Annotated in this window: 15 protein-coding genes and 1 pseudogene; 6 read left to right on the plus strand and 10 right to left on the minus strand. The window is 65.2% G+C overall.

All coding sequences use genetic code 11. From position 1 onward, the window contains the following. Positions 1-54: 54 nt before the first annotated feature. The 3 genes and pseudogenes from FOM02_RS24085 to FOM02_RS24095 form a co-directional block, all read right to left on the minus strand. Positions 55-1065 carry an amino acid ABC transporter substrate-binding protein gene (locus FOM02_RS24085; protein WP_027558600.1) on the minus strand — a complete coding sequence of 337 codons (1011 nt, stop codon included), beginning with the start codon at positions 1063-1065 and terminating at the stop codon, positions 55-57. A gap of 12 nt (positions 1066-1077) precedes the next feature. After that, positions 1078-2426, minus strand: a pseudogene (locus tag FOM02_RS24090) (aspartate aminotransferase family protein). Between the two features lie 3 nt (positions 2427-2429). Next, complete coding sequence (locus tag FOM02_RS24095) at positions 2430-3302, minus strand: MurR/RpiR family transcriptional regulator (protein WP_027558602.1); 873 nt, start codon at positions 3300-3302, stop codon at positions 2430-2432. A 137-nt stretch (positions 3303-3439) separates the two neighbouring features. Between FOM02_RS24095 and FOM02_RS24100 the strand changes: the two genes are divergently transcribed. From FOM02_RS24100 to FOM02_RS24110, 3 genes are all read left to right on the plus strand, one after another. Then, the gene (locus FOM02_RS24100) at positions 3440-4576 is read left to right on the plus strand and encodes an amino acid ABC transporter permease (RefSeq protein ID WP_265440056.1); all 1137 of its coding nucleotides are present in this window, start codon (positions 3440-3442) and stop codon (positions 4574-4576) included. 2 nt (positions 4577-4578) lie between these two features. Beyond that, complete coding sequence (locus FOM02_RS24105) at positions 4579-5688, plus strand: amino acid ABC transporter permease (protein ID WP_027558604.1); 1110 nt, start codon at positions 4579-4581, stop codon at positions 5686-5688. 123 nt (positions 5689-5811) lie between these two features. Continuing rightward, positions 5812-6024 carry a hypothetical protein gene (locus tag FOM02_RS24110; RefSeq protein WP_027558605.1) on the plus strand — a complete coding sequence of 71 codons (213 nt, stop codon included), beginning with the start codon at positions 5812-5814 and terminating at the stop codon, positions 6022-6024. Between the two features lie 54 nt (positions 6025-6078). On the opposite strand, the gene FOM02_RS24115 is transcribed toward FOM02_RS24110, so the two are convergent. Then, positions 6079-7497, minus strand: a complete 1419-nt coding sequence (locus FOM02_RS24115; protein ID WP_027558606.1) for an amidase — start codon at positions 7495-7497, stop codon at positions 6079-6081. A gap of 146 nt (positions 7498-7643) precedes the next feature. Next, a complete protein-coding gene (locus tag FOM02_RS24120; RefSeq protein WP_027558607.1) occupies positions 7644-8420 on the minus strand; it encodes an SDR family oxidoreductase in 777 nt (258 codons plus the stop codon). A 155-nt stretch (positions 8421-8575) separates the two neighbouring features. Here FOM02_RS24120 and FOM02_RS24125 point away from each other — a divergent pair, with 155 nt between their 5' ends. After that, positions 8576-9649 carry a tartrate dehydrogenase gene (locus FOM02_RS24125; protein WP_027558608.1) on the plus strand — a complete coding sequence of 358 codons (1074 nt, stop codon included), beginning with the start codon at positions 8576-8578 and terminating at the stop codon, positions 9647-9649. A 228-nt stretch (positions 9650-9877) separates the two neighbouring features. Here the strand turns inward: FOM02_RS24125 and FOM02_RS24130 are convergent, their stop codons facing one another. The 5 genes from FOM02_RS24130 to FOM02_RS24150 form a co-directional block, all read right to left on the minus strand. Beyond that, a complete protein-coding gene (locus FOM02_RS24130) occupies positions 9878-10519 on the minus strand; it encodes a suppressor of fused domain protein (RefSeq protein WP_027558609.1) in 642 nt (213 codons plus the stop codon). Positions 10520-10684: 165 nt separating this feature from the next. Further along, positions 10685-11758, minus strand: coding sequence for a malate/lactate/ureidoglycolate dehydrogenase (locus FOM02_RS24135; RefSeq protein ID WP_027558610.1), 1074 nt, complete (start codon positions 11756-11758; stop codon positions 10685-10687). Between the two features lie 12 nt (positions 11759-11770). Continuing rightward, positions 11771-12682 (minus strand): NAD(P)-dependent oxidoreductase, encoded by a 912-nt coding sequence (locus FOM02_RS24140; protein WP_027558611.1) that lies wholly within the window; start codon positions 12680-12682, stop codon positions 11771-11773. Positions 12683-12694: 12 nt separating this feature from the next. After that, positions 12695-13945, minus strand: a complete 1251-nt coding sequence (locus FOM02_RS24145) for a Zn-dependent hydrolase (RefSeq protein WP_027558612.1) — start codon at positions 13943-13945, stop codon at positions 12695-12697. Positions 13946-13977: 32 nt separating this feature from the next. Next, positions 13978-14895: a LysR family transcriptional regulator gene (locus FOM02_RS24150; RefSeq protein WP_027558613.1), complete on the minus strand. Its 918-nt coding sequence runs from the start codon at positions 14893-14895 to the stop codon at positions 13978-13980. A 119-nt stretch (positions 14896-15014) separates the two neighbouring features. On the opposite strand from FOM02_RS24150, the gene FOM02_RS24155 reads away from it, so the two are divergent. Together FOM02_RS24155 and FOM02_RS24160 are read left to right on the plus strand one after the other, a co-directional pair. Continuing rightward, positions 15015-15830 (plus strand): putative hydro-lyase, encoded by an 816-nt coding sequence (locus FOM02_RS24155; protein WP_027558614.1) that lies wholly within the window; start codon positions 15015-15017, stop codon positions 15828-15830. Between the two features lie 88 nt (positions 15831-15918). Then, complete coding sequence (locus FOM02_RS24160) at positions 15919-17163, plus strand: ABC transporter substrate-binding protein (RefSeq protein WP_027558615.1); 1245 nt, start codon at positions 15919-15921, stop codon at positions 17161-17163. The last annotated feature ends 36 nt before the right edge of the window (positions 17164-17199 follow it).

Raw genomic sequence — 17199 nt, forward strand, 5'->3', positions numbered from 1 at the left:
TCATCTCTTCTCCCTCTCCCCGTTCTTGCGGGGAGAGGGTTGGGTGAGAGCTCTTTATTTGAACGGCACCGCGTACATCAAGCCGCCCTTGCTCCAGAGGCCATTGAGGCCGCGCTCGAGCTTGAGCGGGCTCGCCTTGCCGACATTGCGCTCGTAGATCTCGCCGTAATTGCCGGTGGCCTTGATCGCGATGACCAGCCATTTGTTGTCGAGCCCGAGCCGCGAGCCGAGATCGCCGGAGGCACCCAACAGCCGCTGGATCGCAGGCGTCTGCGACTTCGTCATCTCCTCGACATTGGCCTGCGTGACGCCGAGCTCCTCGGCTTCGATCAGGCCGTAATGCAGCCAGGTGATGATGTCGCTCCAGACTTCGTCGCCGTTGCGGGTGAAGGGGCCGAGCGGCTCCTTGCTGATGGTCTGCGGCAACACGACGTAATCGGCCGGGTTCGGTGCGGCGGTCGTCACGGCGCCGGCGAGCGCCGAGGCATCCTGGGTCATGGCATCGCAGCGGCCGCCGAAGAAGGTCTGGTACATGGTGTCGACGCGGTCGAACACCAGCGGCTTCCAGTCGATGCCGTTGGCCCGGCCGTAATCGCCGAGCGTGACCTCATGCGTGGTGCCCTGCGCGACGCAGACCGTGGCACCCTTGAGGTCCTTCAGCTCCTTCACGCCGAGGTCCTTCTTCACGACAAAGCCCTGGCCGTCGTAGAAATTGATCGGACCCTGGCGCAGGCCCAGCGTCACGCCGCGCAAATAGGTCTGGGTCGAGTTGCGGTAGAGCACATCGATTTCGCCCGATTGCAGGGCTGTGAAGCGGTTTTGCGCCGTCAGTGAGACGTAGCGCACCTTGCTGGGATCACCGAGCACGCCGGCGGCGAGCGCGCGGCAATAGTCGACGTCGAGACCCTTGTAATTGCCTTGCGAGTCCGGTGCCGAGAAACCAGCGAAGCCGGCGCTGACGCCGCACACCAGCGTGCCGCGGCTCTTCACCGTGTCCAGCGTCGCCGCCGATGCGACAACCGTCGATGCCGCGAGCACGCCCGCTGCGATAACCACTTTCCTCATTCTACTCTCCCCTCAGTGATTGACACTACGCAACACGTTGTCGACGGCCGTGCCGAGCTTGTCGACGATCTGATCGATCTCGTCCGCCGAGGCGATATAGGGCGGCGCCAGCAGCACATGGTCGCCGCGGACGCCGTCCACGGTGCCGCCGCCGGGATAGCAGCCGAGCCCGTTAGCAAAGGCCTCCGCCTTGATCTTCTGGTGCAGCTTGAGCGCTGGGTCGAACGAGGTGCGGCTGGCCCGATCGGCGACGAGCTCGATCGCCCAGAACAGGCCGCGCCCGCGGATGTCGCCGACATGGCGATGATTGCCGAATCGCTCGGTCAGCCGCTGCTCGAGCTGCTTGCCGCGCTCCCTCACGCGATCGAGCAGGCGGTCCTCGCGGATCACATCCTGCACCGCAAGCGCGGCTGCGCAGGCGAGGGGATGGGCGAGATAAGTGTGGCCGTGCTGGAACGCGCCGGAGCCGGACCGGATGGTATCGATGATCTCTCTGCTCGCGAGCATCGCGCCGATCGGCTGGTAGCCGCCGCCGAGACCCTTTGCAATCGCCTGGATGTCAGGTGAGATGCCTTCCTGCTCCCAGGCATGCGTCGTGCCGGTGCGGCCCATGCCGCTCATGACCTCGTCGAGAATGAGCAGCGCGCCATGCCGGTTACAGATCTCGCGCACCGCCTTGAAGTAGCCGTCCGGCGCCGTCACCGCGCCGGCGGTGGCGCCGACAACGGGCTCGGCGAGGAACGCCGCGACACTGTTCGGGCCGAGGCGCTGGAACTCGGCCTCCAGCTCCGCGGCAAGGCGCGCGACGAACTGCGCATCCGACTCGCCGTCGTTCTTCTCGTGATAGGCGAAGGCCGGCGTCACATGGCTGAACGCGGCCGAGAGCAGCGGCGCATAGGGTGCGCGGCGCCAGGCATTGCCGCCGGCGGCGAGCGCGCCGAGCGTGTTGCCGTGATAGCTCTGCCGCCGCGCGATGAAATGCTGCCGCTGCGGCTCACCGCGCTCGATGAAATATTGCCGCGCCAGCTTGATGCTGGCTTCGATCGCCTCCGATCCGCCGCTGACGAAATAGGCGTAGGCGAGACCGCCGGGCTCGTGCCCGACCAGCGTCTCCGCGAGCGCTCGGCCGGCTCGGATGAGAAGAACGCGGTGTGGGCATAGGCCAGCGTGGAGGCCTGCTTCGCAATCGCCGCGATCACGCGCGGATGCTGGTGGCCGAGGCAGGAGACCGCCGCACCGCCGGAGGCATCGATCACGCGGCGCCCGTCCTCGGCGAAGAGATAGACGCCTTCACCGCCGATCGCCTTGGGTGGCGTTTCGCGGAGCGAACGGTGCAGCACGCGGCTGGTGCGGGTGCTCATGGGTCAACCTTTCTCTGAGACGTAGGTGGAGGCCGCGGCGAGGCGCGCCTCGGTATGTTCCAGGCGCTTCTTTGCGGCGGTGCCGCCGAGCGAGAACGTCACTGCGGCGAGCGATTGCGCGATGGCGATGGCGCCGGTGAGGCTCGGGAAGAAGCCGGGGGACGAAGCCGCTTCGAACAGCAACACCTGGTCGGCGCCCTCGGCCATCGGTGCCGAGAGGCTGTCCGCGATCGCGATCAGCGTTGCGCCGCCGCGATGGGCGGCTTGCGCGACGCGCACACTCGCGTTCGTGTAGGGCAGGAAGCCGACGACGATCACGGCTTCGCCGGGACGGAAGGCGCCGAGATCGAGATCGTCGGGTCCGGACGCGCCGACGAGCTGTACCTGCTCCGGGCGGAATAGCCGCAGCTCGTAGTTCAAGAGCTCAGCGACGCTGCGGCAGCTGCGGTAGCCGGCGATCCAGATCCGCTTGGCGTCGTGCAGCGCGCGGGCTGCGGCCACAATCGGCTGCGCCGGAATGCGTGGCAGGCCGGCGCCTTCGGCCGCGAGCTTGTCGATGACGAGCGCGACATCGGCGTTGGGGCCATGACGCCGGCCCTTCGCCCTGGCGGAGAACGGCGAGGTCTGTGACGGCCGCCGCGCTTCGGTCAGCGCCGCGCGGAGCTCGTCCCAGCCGGAATAGCCGATCGCCTTGGCAAGCCGCGTGAACGCGGCGGGATCGGCGCCGGCTTCGGCGGCCAGATCGCGCATCGAACGGGTGGTGGCGTCGTAATCATTGGCGGCGACGAAGCGGCCGACCTCCTGCAGGCGCAGGGGAAGCGATGGCAATGCGATACGCAGTTCGCTCAGCGGCGAGGATTTCGCGGGCTCGGCCATGAAACATTTGTTGCATGAATCTTGGATTGGTGCAACAGTTGACGTGCGCCGCCGGAAATCGTTGCTTTTGAGAAGGATTTTTGTGCTGTGACATCAGACACGCCAAGACCGCCGCCGCGCCGCCGCCTGTTCGGTGCGTGGGGCCCCGCGAGCTGAAGGGCCTGTTCTGGCAGGTGCTGGTGGTCGGGATCGCGGTCGCGGTCATCGCCTTCCTCTGGTCCAACACCGTCACCAATCTGTCGGCGCGCCGCATCACCACAGGCTTTGCCTTCCTCGGCCGCGAGGCCGGCATGCCCATCGCCGACAGCCTGCTCCCCTATAGTCCTAGGGATACCTATCTCTGGGCGTTCGTCGTCGGCGTTGCCAACACCCTGCGCGTCGCCGTGATCGGCATCGTGCTCGCCACCATCGTGGGCACGCTGATCGGCATCTCCAGGCTATCGGCGAATTGGCTGCTGTCGCGGCTTGCCGCCGTCTATGTCGAAACGCTGCGCGACATTCCGCTGCTGCTCCAGCTCCTGTTCTGGTACGTGCTGATGCAGGCGCTGCCGGCCGCGCGCGCAGCGTGGCGGCCGGTCGAGGGTGTGTTCCTGTCCAATCGCGGCCTGATCCTGCCGGCCATCCCGGTTGGTTTGCCGCAGCTCTGGGTGCTCGGCACGGCCGTGCTTGGGCTAGCCCTATTCTATCTGATCCGGCGACGGTTGATCGCGGAGCAGATGCGCGACGGCAAGCCGCGGCCGGCCTGGCCGTTTGCGATTGGCCTCATCGTCGCGCTGCCTGTGGCCGTCTCGCTGGTGCTCGGCGTATCCTGGACCATCGAATGGCCGCAGCTGCGCGGCTTCAATTTCGTCGGCGGGCTCACGCTCGCGCCTGAATATTTCGCGCTGCTGATCGCGCTCGTCACCTACACCTCGGCGTTCATCGCCGAGATCGTGCGCAGCGGCATCCAGTCGGTGCCGCGCGGGCAGTGGGATGCCGCCAATGCGCTGGGCCTGCGCCGCAGCTTCATGCTGCGGCAGATCATCCTGCCGCAGGCGCTGCGCGTCATCGTGCCGCCGATGACGAGCCAGTATCTCAATCTCACCAAGAACTCCTCGCTCGCGGTCGCGATCGGGTACCAGGACGTGGTCTCGGTCGCCAACACCACGTTGAACCAGACCGGGCAGGCAATCGAGGCGATCGCGCTGATCATGGCGGTGTTTTTGACCATCAGCCTGTCCATCAGCTTCTTCATGAACTGGTACAATGCGCGCATCGCGCTGGTGGAGCGCTGAGCATGACCGCGATCACCGACATCCCCGATGCACCACGTGCAGCCCGGCGTCCGCAAGCCGGTAACCCCGTGCTGCGCTGGCTGCGCACCAACCTGTTCTCGTCGATCCCGAACGGCATTCTCACGGTCGTGCTGCTGGCGCTGCTCGCCAAGGGCATCTTCAGCTTCGTGCAATGGGGCATCGCGAATGCGGTCTGGCTGACGCCGGCCAATGACTCCAGCGCCTGTCGTGCCGCGCGCGGCATCGGCGCCTGCTGGGCGATCATCCCCGAAAAATACCGCTTCATCCTGTTCGGCACCTATCCGTTCGACGAGCAGTGGCGGCCGGCGCTGTCGGTGCTGCTGTTCATCGCGCTGTATTATCTCTCGACCCGTCGCGTCCTCTGGCGGCGCGAGCTGGTCTATCTCTGGATCGGGGCACTGGCCCTGATCAGCGTGCTGATGTGGGGCGGGGTGTTCGGGCTCTCCTTCGTCTCGCAGGACCGCTGGGGCGGCCTGCCGGTGACGTTGATCCTGGCGACGTTCGGGTTGGCGTTCGGCTTTCCGCTCGGCATCCTGGTCGCGCTCGGCCGGCGTTCGAAACTGCCGGCGATCCGCTCGCTCAGCGTGCTCTATGTCGAGCTGATCCGCGGCGTGCCGCTGGTGAGCCTCTTGTTCATGGCGAGCGTGATGTTTCCGCTGTTCATGCCTGCCGGCTTCAACATCGACAAGCTCTTGCGAGCGCAGATCGCGATCATCCTGTTCGCGGGCGCGTACCTCGCCGAAGTCATTCGCGGCGGCCTCCAGGCCGTGCCGCGCGGGCAGTATGAAGCGGCGGATGCGCTGGGGTTGTCCTATTGGCGCAAGCACCGGCTGATCATCCTGCCGCAGGCGATCCGCCACGTCATCCCGCCGTTGGTCAACACCTTCATCGCCTTCTTCAAGGACACCAGTCTCGTCCTGATCATCGGCATCTTCGACCTGCTGACCACGGCGAAAACCGCGATCATCGATCCGGCCTGGCAGCAGTTTTCCGTGGAAGTCTACATCTTCGTTGCCGCGATCTATTTCGTATTTTGCTTCGCGATGTCGCGCTACAGCCGGAGCCTCGAGGCTCACACCGCTTCGAGGTAAATCCGGGAGCACGAAATGTTTATGCCGCGCCTATAGCAGGAGCACCGATTCAGACTGGGAATCCTACGTTGCGAAACCCACGTCTGGTTTGCTGCTGGGCTTCAACACGAGGCACGTCAAATCATGATGAAATCCGTTCTCGCCGCGTCGGCCGTTCTGGTCGCGCTTTGCTCCGCTGCCGACGCCCGCGACGTGGTGCACCATCCATCCATGGCTTCGGAAGCGGCTGTCCGGATGTCGCAGGTCCATCCGGGCTCCATGGCTTACACGGCTATGTCGGAGGATGCGGGCTACGATGCGCATCAATATCACGGCGGCCCGAAAGCAAACGACTAGGGCACGCGGATGCCGGCATCGGGGGACGGCTAAGGTCCCCCGGTGCGGCCCGCATCATGCCTTGACCTTCGGGTCAATCGGCGTGGTGCCGCGAAGGCCCAGAATGTCCTCCAGCACCTTTGCGCCGGCGAGCACCTGCGCATCCGCGCGCGGGGCGCCGACGACCTGCACGCCGACCGGCAGGCCCGAGGCGGTGAAGCCGCAGGGCAGCGATAGCGACGGGCAGCAGGCAAGCGTGATCGCGTAGACGATGCCGAGCCATTCGACGTAGTTCTCGAACTTCTTGCCGGCGCATTCGGCGACATAGCGGTGCTCGATCGGGAAGGGCGGCACGATGGTCGTGGGCGTCAGCAACAGGTCATAGGTCTTGAAGAACTCGATGGCGCGTGCGGTCATGCCGACGCGCTGCGCTTCGGCGCGCGCGAGCTGCTCGACCGTGAGCTTGAGGCCTTCCTCGATGTTCCAGATCACCTCCGGCTTGAGCAGGTCGCGCTTGGTGCGCAGCAGGTTGGCCTTGGTGATCGCAAAATCGAAAGCGCGCAACACGTGGAAGCATTCATGGGCCTCGCGCCAATCCGGATGCGCCTCCTCGACGATGGCGCCGGCTTCGGCAAAACGCTCCGCTGCCTTGCGCGTGATCGCCTTCACCTCGGGATCAACCGGCGTGATGCCGAGATCGGGCGAATAGGCGATGCGCTTCGGTTTCTTGCCCGACTGCGCGGCGGACAGGAACGAGGTCAGGGGCGCCGGCAGCGACAGCGGGTCGGCGGCATAATCACCGCTCATGGCGTCGAGCAGCAGCGCGAGATCCTCGACGTTGCGCGCCATCGGGCCGACCACCCCGAGATTGCGGTCGATCGCCGATTTCGGGGTATGCGCGACGCGGCCGATGCTCGGCCGCATGCCGACGACGCCGCAGAATGCCGCCGGGCTGCGCAAGCTGCCGCCCATGTCGGAGCCCTGCGCGAGCCAGGCCATGCCGGTGGCGAGCGCCACGGCGGCGCCGCCGGACGAGCCGGCCGCCGACCTTGACGTATCCCAGGGATTGAGCGTCGCGCCGAACACCTCGTTGAAGGTGTTGGCGCCGGCACCGAATTCCGGCGTGTTGGATTTGGCGTAGACCACCGCGCCGTTGGCCTCGAGGTTCTCGACCATGAGGTCGGACGTTGCGGGGATGTTATCCTTGAAGATCGGCGAGCCCTGGGTGTTCAGGACGCCCGCGACGTCGGTCAGGTCCTTGATCGGAACCGGCAGGCCGGCGAGCAGCCCCCGCGCGCCGGCCGGCTTCTGCATCAACGCCTTGGCATTGTCGCGCGCGCGATCGAAGCACAGCGTCGGCAGCGCGTTGACCTTGCCGTCGACCTCCCTGACGCGCTTCTCCACCACATCCAGCAGCTCGAGCGGCGAGACATCGCCCGAACGCAGCTTGTCGACGACGGTGCAGGCGGTGTCGCGGATCAGGTCTTGAGACAAGTGTTTTACTCCTATCAATTGATTGTCGTTCCGGGGCGCCCGGAGGGCGAACCCGGAATCTCGAGATTCTCAGGTGCGCAATTGCGCACCATAGTTCGATGCTTCGCATCGCCCCGGAACGACGACGCTCGATGCTCTATGTTAGTTTAACCCCAACCGGCGCTGATGCCGCCGTCCACCGTGTAGATCACGCCGGACGTATAGCCCGCGCGATCCGACGCCAGGAACGCCATGAGATCGCCGATCTCGCGCGCATGCGCAGGCCGGCCGAGCGGGAGGCTCTTCTGGAATTCCTTGTAGCGGCTCTCGTCGCCGAACTGGTGCTTTGCGCGGGTCTTGAGCAGGGTGACGTGGCGGTCGGTGCCGACCGGGCCGGGATTGATGCCGACCACGCGAATGTTGTCGGCGAGGCTTTTTCCCCCGAGCGCACGGGTGAAGGCCATCAGCGCGGCATTGCCGGCGCTGCCGCAGATATAGTTGGCGTCGAACTTCTCGCCGGCGGCACCAATGTCATTGACGATGACGCCGCCACCCCTGGCCTTCATCTGCGCGTAGATCTGCCGCGTCAGGTTGATGTAGCCGAATACTTTCAATTCCCAGGCGTGGCGCCAGGTCGCCTCGTCGATCTTGTCGATCGAGCCGCCTGGAATGTCGCCGGCATTGTTGACAAGGATATCGATGTCGGCGGCTTCGCTGGCGAGCCGCCCAACGTCCTCGGCCTTGCGCAGGTCCACGACACTGGTCGCGGCGTCGATCTGGTGCGCAGAACGCAGGCGCTCCGCCAGCGCCTTGAGCTGGTCGCCGCTGCGGGCGGCGAGCAGGAGGTGCGCGCCTTCTTCAGCGAAAGCCTCGGCGGCGGCTGCGCCAATGCCCTTGGACGCGCCTGTGATCAGGACGCGTTTGCCACGCAGATGCAGATCCATGGGAGTACTCGCAAGGATGGGAACAAGATGAAATCAGTAGGCGCTCGGCCGCGCCATGGTCAACATTGCAGTGCAGCGTTGCGCTGCCCGCGACTTTGGTCCATTGCAGTGCGGTCAAAACGCGGCGGCCGCCGGACCAACCAAGGACTTTCTCGATGAGCAAGAAACAATACCGGATCGCAGTCATTCCCGGCGACGGCATCGGCAAGGAAGTGATGCCCGAAGGCCTGCGCGTTCTGGAGGCAGCGGCGAAGAAGCACGGCGTCTCGCTGCAATTCGATCATTTCGACTTCTCGTCCTGGGACTATTACGAGAAGCACGGCCAGATGATGCCCGACGACTGGAAGGAGAAGATCGGCAAGCACGATGCGATCTATTTCGGCGCGGTCGGCTGGCCGGCCAAGATTCCGGATCACGTCTCCCTGTGGGGCTCGCTGATCAAGTTCCGCCGCGAGTTCGACCAGTACGTGAATTTGCGCCCGGTGCGGCTGATGCCCGGCGTGCCGTCGCCGCTGGCGAACCGCAAGCCCGGCGACATCGATTTCTGGGTGGTGCGCGAGAACACTGAAGGCGAGTATTCCTCGGTCGGCGGCCGCATGTTCCCGGACACCGACCGCGAATTCGTGACGCAGCAGACGGTGATGACCCGCACCGGCGTCGACCGCATCCTGAAATTCGCTTTCGAGCTCGCGCAGTCGCGGCCGAAGAAGCACCTGACCTCGGCGACCAAGTCCAACGGCATCTCCATCACCATGCCCTATTGGGACGAGCGCGTGGAGGCGATGGCCAAGAAGTTTCCGGGCGTGAAGTGGGACAAGTACCACATCGACATTCTCACCGCGAACTTCGTGCTGCATCCGGACTGGTTCGACGTCGTGGTCGGCTCGAACCTGTTCGGCGACATCCTGTCCGATCTCGGCCCGGCCTGCACCGGCACCATCGGCATCGCGCCGTCGGGCAACATCAATCCCGAGGGCGATTTCCCCTCGGTGTTCGAGCCGGTGCACGGCTCGGCGCCTGATATCGCAGGGCAGGGCGTCGCCAACCCGATCGGCATGATCTGGTCGGGCGCGATGATGCTCGAGCATCTCGGCGAGAAGGTTGCCGGCAAGTCGATCGTCGAGGCGATCGAGCGCACGCTGGCCGAACGCACGTTGCGGACCAAGGATCTCGGCGGCAACGCCGACACTACGGCCTGCGGCAAGGCGGTCGCGGACATGGTGGATTGAGGCTCCTCACCCTCTCCCCTTGCGGGAGAGGGTGGCTCGCCGCGCAGCGGCGAGACGGGTGAGGGGTCTGTCTCCGCAGATGCAGACCTATCAGTCGTAGAATTGCTCGCGGAGAGAGAACCCCTCATCCGGCGCCGTAGCCGATGCGAAGCATCGGCGTTCTTAAGAACGGCGGCCGAAGCCGCCTATGCCTTCCTTCTCCCTCAAGGGGAGAAGGAAGGGCGCACCCTACACATACGACTTCCGGGCCGGATCGAAGATCGGCGGATAGTCGTTCTCGTCGAGCAGGTCGAGAAACGGATCGAGCCCCCTGGACTTGATCAGCCCGAGCTCCCGATGCGAGATCAGGTTCACGGTGAGGATCTCCACCGGATCGCCTGCGATTTCCAGTGCCTGAGCGATGCTCTTGTCCGGGCCGATGATCGGCGTGAGAAACAAGAACGTCTGAAAGTCCGTTCCTGCAACCGGCGGCCACGGCAGCGCGACGCGATGGCCGAAGCCGAACCAGGTCGTGTCGATGAACGGCAGATTGGCCAGCCAGCGCAGATTGGCGCAGATCTCCTCTGTCGGCTCGCGGACGTACCACATCAGCTCGGCGCGCGGCTTTGCGTCCCCATGCACGCCCGACATCCGTTGCTCGCTCATGCCGTTGGTGAGAAGGACATAACCTTCGTCGGATCCCTCTTGGCAGACCGGCACGAAATCGCGGCCAAAGGCGTGGATGTCGATGCGGCGCTCCGCGCTGTCGGTGAAGCTGTGCTCGGGCTCGCCAAGCTTGCTTTCGTAGATCGCGAGCCGATGCCGATAGAGGTCGGCTACGGGTGACGGCTCGCTCGGGCCGGACATGAGCTTTGCAAGACGGGAGAACATGTGAACCTCGGGGGCGGATGTGGACCGGGATATCCGCGTTGTCGCGAGACGACGCGGGCCGGTTCAAATCCGCTCCACGAGGGCGGCGGTGATGCGCTTTAGTCCAGACCTTCTTGCGCGATAGTGCATTCGGCCGGGCTGTTCTCAGCGATGCGCTTCGTTCGGTCAGCCCGCGATCTTCTCGATCGCCGCCTGATCCAGCCCGAACTTCTTCCCGGCCTCCAGAATCTCCTGCCAGGTGGTCGGATCGACCGGGATGCCTTCGGCGAGGCGCTTCGTCTTGGTCTCGCGCTCGGGTTCTCCGGCGATCTTGACCTTGTCGACGCCGGGGCCGGGAGGCGAGCCGGTGTGCCAGGCAACAAAACTCTCGACTTCGCGTGCGAGGTTTTCGCCGGTGCCGAGCTTGCTCGGATCGATGACGATCGAGAGCATGCCGTTGAGGACGTTGTACTTGCCGTCGGACGGGCCCTTGACCACCTGCCCGCCGGAGAGCGCGCCGCCGAGGATTTCGCACACCAGCGCGAGCCCCGAACCCTTGTGCTCCCCGAACGGCAGGATGGCGCCGTGCGGCGGGATCACGGTGTAGCGCGGATTGGTGGTCGGCTTGCCTTCATTGTCGATGATGGTGCCGGGCTCGAGCTCGACGCCCTTGTTGTGCGCGACGCGGGTCTTGCCTTGCGCGATCCTGCTGGTGGCGAAGTCGAGCACGATCGGGTCCTTGCCCCTGCGCGGGATGCCGACGCAGAACGGGTTAGTGCCGTGGCGGGCGTCGCTGCCGCCCCAGGGCGCCACGATCGGGCGCGAGATCACGTTGACGAAGTGGATCGACACCAGCCCGTGGTCGATGCACTGCTCGGCCCAGTGGCCGATGCGGCCGATGTGGTGCGAGTTGGAGAGGCCGACGAGACACACGCCGTTGCGCTTGGCGCGCTCGGCCGCCAGCTCCATCGCCTCGTGGCCGATCACCTGGCCGTAGCCGGTGACGCCGTCGAGGGTGAGAAGCGGGCCGGTGTCGAGCACGATCTTGACGTGCGAGTTCACGGCGAGGCCGCCGTTGGTGACGCTCTGGACATAGCGCGGGATCATGCCGACGCCGTGCGAGTCATGTCCCTTGAGATTGGCCTCGACGAGGTTGGTGGAGACGAGTTCGGCCTCGCGGTCCGAGGAGCCGCCGGCCTTGACGATGGCATGGATGGCGTTGGTGAGCGGCTCTGCCTTGATGGTGCGGTAGTCGGCCATTGTTGTTTGCTCTTATCCTTTCACGATCCGGCGGCAGTGGACCCAGGCCGCCTCAATCAGGTTCTCGCTCGCCTCCGGCGTGCGGAAAGCCGAATGCGCCGACAGCGTCACGTTCGAAATCTTGGTCAGCGGGTGGTCCGCGGGCAGGGGCTCGATGTTGAAGACGTCGAGGCCGGCATGGCGGATATGGCCCGACTTCAGCGCGTCGATCATCGCGGCTTCGTCCACGATCGCGCCGCGGGCGGTGTTGATGAGGATGACGCCCGGCTTCATTTTCGCGATCTTCTCGCGGGTGATCATGCCGCGCGTCTCGTCGTTGAGCAACAGGTGCAGCGACACGACGTCGCTCCTGGCCAGCACAATATCGAGATCGGTGAACTCGATGCCGGGATAGGTCTTCGGCGAGCGGTTCCAGGCGATCACCTTCATGCCCGAGCCGGACGCGATGCGCGCAACTTCCGCGGCGATGCCGCCGAAGCCGATCAGGCCGAGCGTCTTGCCGGTGAGCTGCATGCCGTCCTCGCGCAGCCAATTGCCGGCGCGCATCTCGCGGTCCATCATCGCGATGACGCGGGCGGAGGACCACATCAGCGCGATCGCCGATTCCGCGACGGCGGTGTCGCCGTAGCCCTTGATCAGGTGCACGGAGATGCCGAGCTCGGCGAGCTCCTCCGGGTTCATGTAGCTGCGCGCGCCAGTGCCGAGGAACACGACGTGCTTGAGGCCGGCGCATTTCTTCGCGACCTCGGTCGGCAGCGCCGTGTGGTCGACGATCGCGATCTCGGCGCCGTCGAGGATTTCGGGGTATTGCTCGGGCTTGATATCGGGATCCCGGTGGATCCGCACCTGGGGATCACCGGGCCTTTCCAGCCGCTCCATGATCACGGCGAGGGCTTCGTTGGCGTCGACGAAAACTCCGCGCATGGCTCTCTCCGATCAGGACGCGACGCCGGCGATCGCCAGCACGGTATGCATGAGGACGTTGGTGCCCGCGGCGCAGTCGGGCTGCGTGGCGTCCTCCAGCTCGTTGTGGCTGATGCCGTCCTTGCAGGGCACGAACACCATCGCCGCCGGCATCACGGTGTTGAGGTTGCAGGCGTCATGGCCGGCGCCGGAGGTGATGCGGCGGGAGGAATAACCGAGCGTCTTGGCCGCGTTCTCGACCGCCGCGATCAGCTTGGGATCGAAATGCGTCGGCGGCTTGCGCCAGACGAGATCAATCTTCACGTCGACCTTGCGGCGCGCGGCGATCTCGGCAATCGCGGCACGCAGATCGCGATCGAGCGCGTCCATGATGGCGCCATCGGCGCTGCGGCAATCCATGGTGAAGGCGATCTCGCCGGGGATGACGTTGCGCGAGGGATTTGCGATGACGGCCTCGCCAATGGTGCCGACGGCGTTCGGCCCGTGCTTCCTGGCGATGGCCTCCATCACCAGCACGATCTCGGAGAGCGTCGCCAACGCATCGCGCCGCAGCGGCATCGGGGTCGAGCCTGCATGGCTCTCGAAGCCGGAAATCTTGCCGTCGTACCAGAGCACGCCCTGCCCGGAATCGACCACGCCGATGGTCTTGCCTTCGGCCTCCAGGATCGGACCCTGCTCGATGTGCAGCTCGACGAAGCAGCCGAGCTTCTGGAAGCCGACCGGCTTGTCGCCGCGATAGCCGATGCTGTCGAGCGCCTGGCCGACGGTCGTGCCCTCGATATCCTTGCGCGACAAAATGTCGTCGGTGGTGAAATCGCCGACGTAAGCAGCGGAGGCCATCATCGCCGGCGCAAAGCGCGAGCCTTCCTCGTTGGTCCAGTTGACCACGCAGATCGGCGCCTCGGTTTCGATCCCGGCGTCGTTGAGCGTGCGGATCACTTCCAGCGCGCCGAGCGTCCCCAGAATGCCGTCATACTTGCCGCCGGTCGGCTGGGTGTCGAGATGCGAGCCGATGCCGACGGGCAGCTTCGACATGTCGCGGCCCTTGCGCAGACCGAACTGTGATCCGAGCGCATCGGTGTGCACTTCGAGGCCGGCCTCTTCGCAGGCCTTGCGGAACCAGTCGCGCACCTGCTTGTCTTCGCTGCTCAGCGTCAGCCGCTTCACACCGCCTTTGGCCGTCGCGCCGAATTGCGCGGTCTCGTGGATGGAGCCCCAGAGACGGGCGGAATCGATTTGCAGATTGGTGGCGGCTCGGCTCATGCGGTCGTTCTCTCTTTTGTCCGGCGCCTTTTTCAATGACCCGCCAGCGCGGGCGCGTCAACCGCAAGGCTCCTCTGCGCAATCTGCCGTGCAAGCTCGGCGACGCGTTCCACCGCGACGACGTCGGGCGAGGCGAGCCAGCTCGCGGTAAAGGTCAGCGGCGCGATGGCGAGATCGGTGTCGAGCAGTTGCAGCCGTCCGTCGGCGAGTTCGTTCTCGACGATAGCGTCGGGGATCACGGCGATGCCGAGTCCCTCGACCGCCATGTGGATGACGGTCGCGAGCGAGGCGGACGCATGCAGCCGGATCGGCGGCAGCTCCGGCCGGTCGAACACTTCGCGCACGACCTCGTACGGCTTGGTCTTGCGCGGGAAGGTGATGATCGGAAACCGCGCGAGCTCCGCCGGCGTCACCGGACCTTTGCCGAGGCCGAGGGAGGGACTTGCGAGAAAGCCGATCGGATAATCGGCAAGCACGCGATTATGCACGCCCGAGGCCGACAGCGGTCCCACCACAAACGCCAGCTCGATCTCCTGCGCAAGCAGCCGGGCGGTGAGGTTCGGCGTGATGTCGACCTCGATCTCCAGCGACAGGTTCGGATAGATCTCGTTCACGCTCTTCACGAGGCGCGGCAGCCAGGTGTGCACGATGGTCTCGGCGACACCGAGACGCATCACGCCGCGCATCGCAGAGCGGTCGCCGATCTCCGCCATCATCTGGGCGCGCAGGCCGATCAGCTTCTCGGCATAGACCATCATCTGCCGCCCGCTCGGGGTTGGCGAGGCGACGCGGTGATCCCGGTTCAGAAGCTTCACGCCCATCTCGCGCTCGAGCTGGGCGATGCGCTGGGAGATCGCCGGCTGGGTCGTATTCAGCCGCGCAGCAGCGCCCCGGAAGCTGCCGAGCTTCACGACCCAGAGGAAGGTTTCGATCGACCTGAAGTCGAGCATTGGAAGGATTTTCCCGATCGATAAAACAGTTTTATCGATATCGATTAGAAAGGACGATTAGACTTTATAGTATGCTTGATGTTGGCTGTGCTTGTCGAGTTCATAGGCAGGTCGATCAAATGACTGTTTTAGTGGCAGCGCAGCAAACTGAAACGCCCGACACGCTCCCGAGCCGCAAGGCCCGGCTCGCCTACCGCGAGGGGCTGGTCGCTTCCACCGCCGGAATCGCCCCCGGCTTCGTCCAGGGCAATCTGGCGATCCTGCCGGCCGAATATGCCAGCGCGTTTCACCGCTTCTGCCAGCTCAATCCGAAACCGTGCCCGATCATCGGCATGTCCGATGTCGGCAGTCCGCACATTCCGGCGCTCGGCGCCGATCTCGACATCCGCACCGACGTTCCCCGCTACCGCGTCTGGCGCGACGGCGAGGTGGTGGACGAGCCGACCGACGTGACTAGCTATTGGCGCGACGACCTCGTGACCTTCGTGCTCGGCTGCTCCTTCTCGTTCGAAGAGGCTTTGCTCGATGAAGGCATGCCGATCCGCCACATCGAGCACAATGTGCGCGTCCCGATGTACCGCACCAACATCGCCTGCGGCGAAGCCGGTCCGTTCGCCGGTCCCATGGTGGTGTCGATGCGTCCGTTCAAGCCGGCGGACGCGATCCGCGCGGTGCAGATCACCTCGCGCTATCCCGCCGTGCACGGTGCGCCCGTGCATCTCGGCCATCCGCACCTGATCGGTATCAAGGACATCGCCAAGCCCGACTATGGTGATCCCGTGCCCGTCGCCGACGACGAGATCCCGGTGTTCTGGGCCTGCGGCGTGACGCCGCAATCGGTGATCAATGCCGCGAAGCTTCCGTTTGCGATCACGCATTCGCCTGGCCTGATGCTGGTGACGGATCTGAAGAACAGGACCATGGCCGTGATTTAGGAGGCAGCGTTTGCTGCTTCTTCGGGCTTTACGCTAACCGCCAATCGCTTCATTCGAACAGTCGAAATTCGTAACAGGGGACTTTGCCATGACGATCACTCGCCGCGACGTGCTGTTAGGTGCCACCGCCACTGCTGCGCTGGTGCCGCTCGCCGCACGCGCCCAGACCTCGGAAGTCGTGATCGGCGTCATCTATCCGTTCTCCGGCGGCAGCGCGCAGCAGGGCGTCGACGCGCAGAAGGCCTATGAGACCGCGCTCGAGGTCATCAACAAGGACACCGATTTCGATCTGCCGCTGGCCAAGGGCGAGGGCCTGTCCGGCCTCGGCGGCGCCAAGGTGCGCCTCGTGTTCGCCGACCACCAGGCCGATCCGCAGAAGGGCCGCGCCGAGGCCGAGCGCCTGATCACGCAGGAGAAGGTCTGCGCCATCATCGGCACCTATCAGAGCGCGGTCGCCGTCACCGTCAGCCAGATCTGCGAACGCTACCAGATACCGTTCGTCTCCGCCGACAATTCCTCGCCGAGCCTGCATCGCCGCGGCCTCAAGTACTATTTCCGCGCCGCGCCGCATGACGAGATGTACTCGGCCGCGATGTTCGACTTCTTCGATGCCATGAAGAAGAAGGGCACCAAGATCGAGACGCTGGCGCTGTTCCACGAGGACACCATCTTCGGCACCGACTCCGGCAACGCCCAGGCCAAGATCGCCGGCGAGCGCGGCTACAAGATCGTCTCCGACATCAAGTACCGCGCCAACTCGCCCTCGCTCTCGGCCGAGGTGCAGCAACTCAAGACCGCCAACGCCGACGTGCTGATGCCGTCGAGCTACACCACCGACGGCATCTTGCTGGTCAAGACCATGGCCGAGCTCGGCTACAAGCCGAATGCGATCGTGGCGCAGGACGCCGGCTTCTCCGAGAAGGCGCTGTACGACGCCGTCGGTGACAAGCTCGAAGGCGTGATCTCGCGCGGCACCTTCTCGCTCGACCTCGCGCAGAAGCGCCCGATGGTCGGCAAGATCAACGAGATGTTCAAGGCGCGCTCGGGCAAGGACTTCAACGACCTCACCTCGCGCCAGTTCATGGGCCTGATCATCCTGGCGGATGCGATCAACCGCGCCAAGTCGACCGACGGCGAGAAGGTCCGCGATGCGCTGGCGGCAACCGATATCCCGGGCGAGCAGACCATCATGCCCTGGAAGCGCGTCAAGTTCGACGAGATGGGCCAGAACAACGACGCCGACCCGGTGCTGCTGCAATATATCGGCGGCAAGTTCGTCACCATCTTCCCGCCGCAGGCCGCGATCGCCGAAGCGACCTGGCCGATGAAGTAAGACTTCGGAGAACGGGAGCAACGACGCTAGCTCCCA

Origin of the sequence: Bradyrhizobium sp. SEMIA, assembly GCF_014844175.1 — a bacterium.
Lineage (GTDB): Bacteria > Pseudomonadota > Alphaproteobacteria > Rhizobiales > Xanthobacteraceae > Bradyrhizobium > Bradyrhizobium arachidis.

Coding starts and splice junctions, on each gene's coding strand:
- FOM02_RS24105 (WP_027558604.1), top strand. CDS start 4,579: ATGACCGCGATCACCGACATCCCCGATGCACCACGTGCAGCCCGGCGT.
- FOM02_RS24085 (WP_027558600.1), bottom strand. CDS start 1,065: ATGAGGAAAGTGGTTATCGCAGCGGGCGTGCTCGCGGCATCGACGGTT.
- FOM02_RS24155 (WP_027558614.1), top strand. CDS start 15,015: ATGACTGTTTTAGTGGCAGCGCAGCAAACTGAAACGCCCGACACGCTC.
- FOM02_RS24145 (WP_027558612.1), bottom strand. CDS start 13,945: ATGAGCCGAGCCGCCACCAATCTGCAAATCGATTCCGCCCGTCTCTGG.
- FOM02_RS24130 (WP_027558609.1), bottom strand. CDS start 10,519: ATGTTCTCCCGTCTTGCAAAGCTCATGTCCGGCCCGAGCGAGCCGTCA.
- FOM02_RS24140 (WP_027558611.1), bottom strand. CDS start 12,682: ATGCGCGGAGTTTTCGTCGACGCCAACGAAGCCCTCGCCGTGATCATG.
- FOM02_RS24135 (WP_027558610.1), bottom strand. CDS start 11,758: ATGGCCGACTACCGCACCATCAAGGCAGAGCCGCTCACCAACGCCATC.
- FOM02_RS24095 (WP_027558602.1), bottom strand. CDS start 3,302: ATGGCCGAGCCCGCGAAATCCTCGCCGCTGAGCGAACTGCGTATCGCA.
- FOM02_RS24160 (WP_027558615.1), top strand. CDS start 15,919: ATGACGATCACTCGCCGCGACGTGCTGTTAGGTGCCACCGCCACTGCT.
- FOM02_RS24110 (WP_027558605.1), top strand. CDS start 5,812: ATGATGAAATCCGTTCTCGCCGCGTCGGCCGTTCTGGTCGCGCTTTGC.
- FOM02_RS24150 (WP_027558613.1), bottom strand. CDS start 14,895: ATGCTCGACTTCAGGTCGATCGAAACCTTCCTCTGGGTCGTGAAGCTC.
- FOM02_RS24120 (WP_027558607.1), bottom strand. CDS start 8,420: ATGGATCTGCATCTGCGTGGCAAACGCGTCCTGATCACAGGCGCGTCC.
- FOM02_RS24125 (WP_027558608.1), top strand. CDS start 8,576: ATGAGCAAGAAACAATACCGGATCGCAGTCATTCCCGGCGACGGCATC.